6 protein-coding genes are annotated in these 4,866 nt (G+C 62.2%); 5 read left to right on the top strand and 1 reads right to left on the bottom strand.

What is annotated here, in order from left to right; genetic code table 11:
• Window positions 1–119 precede the first annotated feature (119 nt).
• The 4 genes from phnC (at window position 120) to phnE (ACIQ17_RS30855) (ending at window position 3,793) form a co-directional block, all read left to right on the top strand.
• The gene (phnC, locus tag ACIQ17_RS30870) at window positions 120–935 is read left to right on the top strand and encodes a phosphonate ABC transporter ATP-binding protein (RefSeq protein ID WP_398473296.1); all 816 of its coding nucleotides are present in this window, start codon (window positions 120–122) and stop codon (window positions 933–935) included.
• 117 nt (window positions 936–1,052) lie between these two features.
• Entirely contained in the window at window positions 1,053–1,991 is a 939-nt protein-coding gene (gene phnD / locus ACIQ17_RS30865) for a phosphonate ABC transporter substrate-binding protein (protein ID WP_398473295.1), read from the top strand.
• Window positions 1,992–2,063: 72 nt separating this feature from the next.
• Window positions 2,064–2,948 carry a phosphonate ABC transporter, permease protein PhnE gene (gene phnE, locus ACIQ17_RS30860; protein WP_398473294.1) on the top strand — a complete coding sequence of 295 codons (885 nt, stop codon included), beginning with the start codon at window positions 2,064–2,066 and terminating at the stop codon, window positions 2,946–2,948.
• Entirely contained in the window at window positions 2,945–3,793 is an 849-nt protein-coding gene (phnE, locus tag ACIQ17_RS30855) for a phosphonate ABC transporter, permease protein PhnE (RefSeq protein WP_398473293.1), read from the top strand. The genes phnE (ACIQ17_RS30860) and phnE (ACIQ17_RS30855) overlap by 4 nt, the downstream gene beginning before the upstream one ends.
• Here phnE (ACIQ17_RS30855) and ACIQ17_RS30850 read toward each other — a convergent pair whose 3' ends face one another.
• Window positions 3,794–4,438 (bottom strand): glutathione binding-like protein, encoded by a 645-nt coding sequence (locus tag ACIQ17_RS30850; protein WP_398473292.1) that lies wholly within the window; start codon window positions 4,436–4,438, stop codon window positions 3,794–3,796.
• Window positions 4,439–4,537: 99 nt separating this feature from the next.
• On the opposite strand from ACIQ17_RS30850, the gene ACIQ17_RS30845 reads away from it, so the two are divergent.
• On the top strand, window positions 4,538–4,866 hold a 329-nt coding region (locus tag ACIQ17_RS30845), incomplete at its 3' end, for a TetR/AcrR family transcriptional regulator (RefSeq protein ID WP_398473291.1).

Genomic DNA, 4,866 nt, shown 5'->3' with positions numbered 1-4,866 from the left:
GAATGAAATTCCACCTGCACCGGCTGCAGGGCTGCGGGTTGAGCATTGTGACAGTCGCGTCACATCGCTGTCATCCGCCAGCGATAGGCGTGCAATGTTTGTTAACGCTGGAGTTACTCATGCTTGCAGTCGAAGGCCTGACGTGCCGGTTCGGCGCCAAGGCGGCGGTCGATAATGCGAATTTCGAGATCGCGCCAGGCTCGTTCGTCGGCGTGATCGGGCGTTCCGGCGCCGGCAAGTCGACCTTGCTGCGCATGGTCAACCGTCTGGCCGAGCCCACATCCGGCCGCATCAAGTTCGACGGGCTGGATGTCACCGCGCTCAAGGGGCGTGAGCTGCGCCAGTGGCGCGCGCGCTCTGCGATGATCTTCCAGCAGTTCAATCTCGTCGGCCGTCTCGATGTGCTGACCAATGTGCTGATGGGCCGTCTCTCCGGCATGCCGCAATGGCGCTCGCTGACGCAAATGTGGCCCGATGAAGATCGCGCACTGGCGATGTCGGCGCTCGAACAGTTCGATATGGCGCAATATGCCTCGCAGCGTGCCGATCAACTCTCCGGCGGTCAGCAGCAGCGCGTCGCCATCGCCCGTGCGCTGGTGCAGCAGCCTGACCTCATCCTTGCCGACGAGCCAATTGCGTCGCTGGATCCGCGCAATACCCGTATCGTCATGGATGCCCTGCTGCGCATCAACAAGCATTTCGGCATCACCGTGATGTGCAACCTGCATTCGCTCGATCTGGCGCGCACTTACTGTGATCGCCTGATCGGCATGTCGGCCGGCCGCGTCGTGTTCGACGGCGCGCCCGCTCAGCTCACCGAACATATCGCACGCGAACTCTACGATCTCGAAGCCAATGAGGTGATGGGATCGACACCTGTGCCAGTGCAAGCCGGTGCGCGGGTGCCGGAATATGGCGCCGCCGCCGTCGCCTGATCGAATTGCCGTGATGATATCTGCCTGTATTTCGGGCGCATGGTGTCATCGCGGCGATAGACGCTTTGTCTAGCAACAAGAAACTCCGTCACCTCTCCAGATCACGCAGGGATTGCCATGATCAATCGTCGCTCCATCGTGCTCGGCGCCGCCGTGCTCGCCTTCGCCGCTGGTTCTGCCTCGGCGCAGGACTACAAGGCCAAATATCCGGAACTGACCTTTGCCGTCGTGCCGGCCGAGAACGCCTCGGGCGTCACCGAGCGCTGGACGCCGTTCACCGCCTATCTCTCCAAGGAGCTGGGCGTGAAGGTCAATCTGCGCATCGCCAATGACTACGCGGCTGTCATCGAAGGCCAGCGTTCGGGCAACATCCATCTCGCCAGCTATGGCTCGGCCTCGTTCGCCCGCGCCCGTCTCACCGGCGTCAAGACCGATGCCTTCGCCAACGACATCAATATCGATGGTTCGACCGGCTATTACTCGGTGTTCTTCGTCAAGGCGACGAGCCCGTACAAGACCGTGCAGGAACTGAAGGGCAAGAATCTCGGCCTCGTCGATCCGAACTCGACTTCGGGCAACAACGTGCCGCGCTTCGAACTCGACAAGATGGGCATCGCCGATGCCGATGCCTTCTTCAGCAAGGTCGTGTTCACCGGCAGCCACGAAAACGCGATGCTCGCGCTGTCGCAGGGCACCGTCGATGTCGTTGCCAACCAGTGGACCAACGACGCCGACTCGACCCTGCAGCAGATGCTCCACAAGGGCATGCTGAAGAATGCCGACGGTTCGGCGATGAAGAAGGACGACTTCCGCATCATCCACAAGTCGGCGCCGATCATCAACGGCCCCTATGCCTATAGTTCGGACCTGCCTGAGAGCCTGAAGGTCGCCATCCGCAAGGCGTTCGAAGAAGCCCCGACCAAGGACAAGGCCGCATTCGACAAGCTGTCGGACGGCCAGAAGAAGGGCTTCCATGCCGCAACCACCAAGGATTGGGACGCGACCATCGACCTGATCAAGTTCGTCGACGCCCTGCGCAAGAAGAAGGCGTCGTAACACCCAACTTTCGACAGGAGCCGGATCGGGCATGATCCGGCTCCTTTTTTATGCCGTTTGAAGGTTATCCCGATGCCCGCCGCCGTCTCCATCCTGCCGAGCCAGCAACTCGCCGCGCTCAACGACGCCTATCGCAAGGCGGTGTCGCGTCGCCGGTTGCGCACGGTGCTGTCGGTTGCGGCCTGTGTCGTCGTTCTGTTCGTGGCGGCCATCGGCGCCGAGGTCAATGTCGCGACCTTCATCGAGAAGATCGGCAACTTCTTCAGCTATTTCGATCGCATCTTCACGCTCGAAAGCGGCGTCCGGGTGTGGAACGATATCGGCGAATGGTTCTGGGGCTGGGACAAGTGGCTGAAGCTGCTCGGCGAGACCGTGCTGATCAGTTATGTGGGCACCGTGGTCGGCGCGCTGCTGGCATTTGGCCTGAATTTCCTGGCTGCCGAGAACACCGCGCCGTCGCGCTGGCTGCGCTTCGTCGTCAAGCGCTTCATGGAATTCTGCCGTACGGTGCCGGACATCGTGTTCGCGCTGATCTTCGTCATCGCTTTCGGCCTCGGCCCGATGGCCGGCGTGCTCGCCATCGCGATCCATTGCGTCGGTGCGCTCGGCAAGCTGTATGGCGAGATCGTCGAGAATATCGACATGAAGCCGGTGGAGGGCATCCGCTCCACGGGGGCAAGCTGGATCGATTGCATGCGCTTTGCGGTGCTGCCGCAGGTCTCGGCCGGCTTCGCCAGCTACACGCTGCTTCGCTTCGAGATCAATGTGCGCGGCGCCTCGGTGATGGGTTTTGTCGGCGCGGGCGGCATCGGGCAGGAACTCGTCGTCGCCGTGCGGAAATTCTACTATTCCGATGTCAGCGCCATCCTGCTGATGATCATCGTCACCGTCTTCGTGATCGATATCAGCACCGGCTGGCTGCGTGGCCGCCTGTTCGGCAAGGAGGCGCGGTCGTGAGCAAGCAGCCTGATATCAATACCAGCGAGCTGCGCAGCCGCTATCCCGACGTGTTCGATCGCCCGCTGAAATCACGCGCTGCCGTGCCGACGATTCTCGTGGCTGCTCTGGCGCTGTTGATATTCGGTCTCGTCGAGCTCGATTTCTCGCCGGCACGGATGCTGAACGGCATTCAGCAACTGGGCTGGATCACCATGATGATGATCCCGCCGGATCCTGGCTCGTCGCTGCCGGCCTATCTGCAGGCGATGGGCGAGACGCTGTCCATCGCCGTGCTCGGCACCACGCTGGCCGCCTTGCTCGCATTGCCGGTCAGTCTTCTGGCCGCGCGAAACGTCATTCCGTCGGCCTGGCTGCGTTTCCCGGTGCGTCGTTCACTGGATACGATCCGCGGCGTCGATACGCTGATCTGGGCGCTGGTCTGGATCAATGTGGTCGGCCTCGGCCCGTTCGCCGGCGTGCTGGCCATTGCGGTGTCGGATTTCGGCGCCTTCGGCAAACTGTTCTCCGAAGCTATCGAGGGCGCGGACAAGAAACAGGTTGAGGGCATCCGCGCCTCCGGCGGCAGCCCGCTGCACGAAATCCGTTTCGGCCTGATGCCGCAAGTGCTGCCGGTGATCGCCGGGCAGGTGCTTTACTTCATCGAGTCGAACACGCGCTCGGCCACCATCATCGGCATCGTCGGCGCAGGCGGCATCGGCCTGCAACTGGCCGAACAGATCCGCGTGCTGGAATGGCAGAAAGTGTCGTTTTTGATCCTGATGATCCTGGTGGCGGTGGCGGCCATCGACTGGATCTCCAGCCGCCTCCGTTTTGCAATCATCGGCCGCCGCGCGGTGGCGTAATCACGCCGCCGCCTTGTGACGCGCTTGTTCGGCCTTGAACAGTTCGAACTCCTCGCCGACGGCCCGCATGACACTGGGGCGTTGGCGCATTCCGGCGTGATACGCCTTGATCGCCGGCCACTGGCCGAGATCCAGTTGCGGGATCACCATGGTCCAGTTCAGGACCGTCGTCAGATAGCAATCGGCAACGCTGAAGCGGTCGAGCAGGAAGGTGCGACCTTTGAGGTGGGTCTCCAGATAGTCGAGCTTCGAGCGGCCAATCTCGAGGGCATAGGCTTGGGCTTCAGGCGGTGCCTTCTTCGAGAGCAGCGGCTGGAACAGCGACTTGTGCAATTCGGTGCCGATGAAACAGAGCCATTGCTGCAGCCGGCTGCGCTCCATGCCGGTCCCGGCCGCGATGGGCGAATCCGGAAAGCGCTCCGCCACATGCTGTAAGATCGCCGCATTTTCGGTGAGGACCACCCCGTCATCGGTGCGCAGCGTCGGCACCAGGCCGAGCGGATTGATGCCGTAGAAGTCCGAACCGTCCTGCAGCAGGGTCTTGCTGGGCGGATCGACCTCGACAAACCGGGCATCGGCGTCGGCTTCATAAAGCGCGATGCGGGTAGCCATCGAGCAGGCCATCGGCGAGAAATAGAGATCCATGGGTGCTTCCTTCGCTTGGTGACGCCGTGAAGGGGCGTCATTGATTGATTTTCGTACCGTCTCGCACAATAATGCAGCGGTCAAGGAATAAATTGCGAAATGGTACAAAAAGAAAAGCCGGGCTCCGGCGGGGCAAGTGGGGCGGGAGAGGGCAAGCGTCGCGGGCGGCCGCGGGCCTATGAGCCGGACGTGGCCATCGGCCAGGCGCTCGACCTGTTCCGCCGCGCCGGTTACGCCGCGACCTCGCTGGACGATCTCAGCGCCGCCACCGGCATGAACCGGCCGAGCCTTTATGGCGCCTTCGGCGACAAGCGCGCGCTCTACATCAAGAGCTATCAGCGCTATCGCGATGACTACACCGCCAAGGTACTCGCGCTGTTCAAGGCCGATATCGATATCCGCGAACGCCTGCGCCGCTTCTATGCCGC

Source organism: Tardiphaga sp., assembly GCF_044340795.1.
GTDB lineage: Bacteria > Pseudomonadota > Alphaproteobacteria > Rhizobiales > Xanthobacteraceae > Tardiphaga.
The sequence above is the reverse complement of the archived record's forward strand: the minus strand, read 5'-3'. Positions and strand labels throughout refer to the sequence as shown.

What these genes read in the sequence shown, in the direction of transcription:
- phnE (WP_398473294.1), top strand. Translation starts at nt 2,064, where the DNA reads ATGCCCGCCGCCGTCTCCATCCTGCCGAGCCAGCAACTCGCCGCGCTC.
- ACIQ17_RS30850 (WP_398473292.1), bottom strand. Translation starts at nt 4,438, where the DNA reads ATGGATCTCTATTTCTCGCCGATGGCCTGCTCGATGGCTACCCGCATC.
- phnC (WP_398473296.1), top strand. Translation starts at nt 120, where the DNA reads ATGCTTGCAGTCGAAGGCCTGACGTGCCGGTTCGGCGCCAAGGCGGCG.
- phnD (WP_398473295.1), top strand. Translation starts at nt 1,053, where the DNA reads ATGATCAATCGTCGCTCCATCGTGCTCGGCGCCGCCGTGCTCGCCTTC.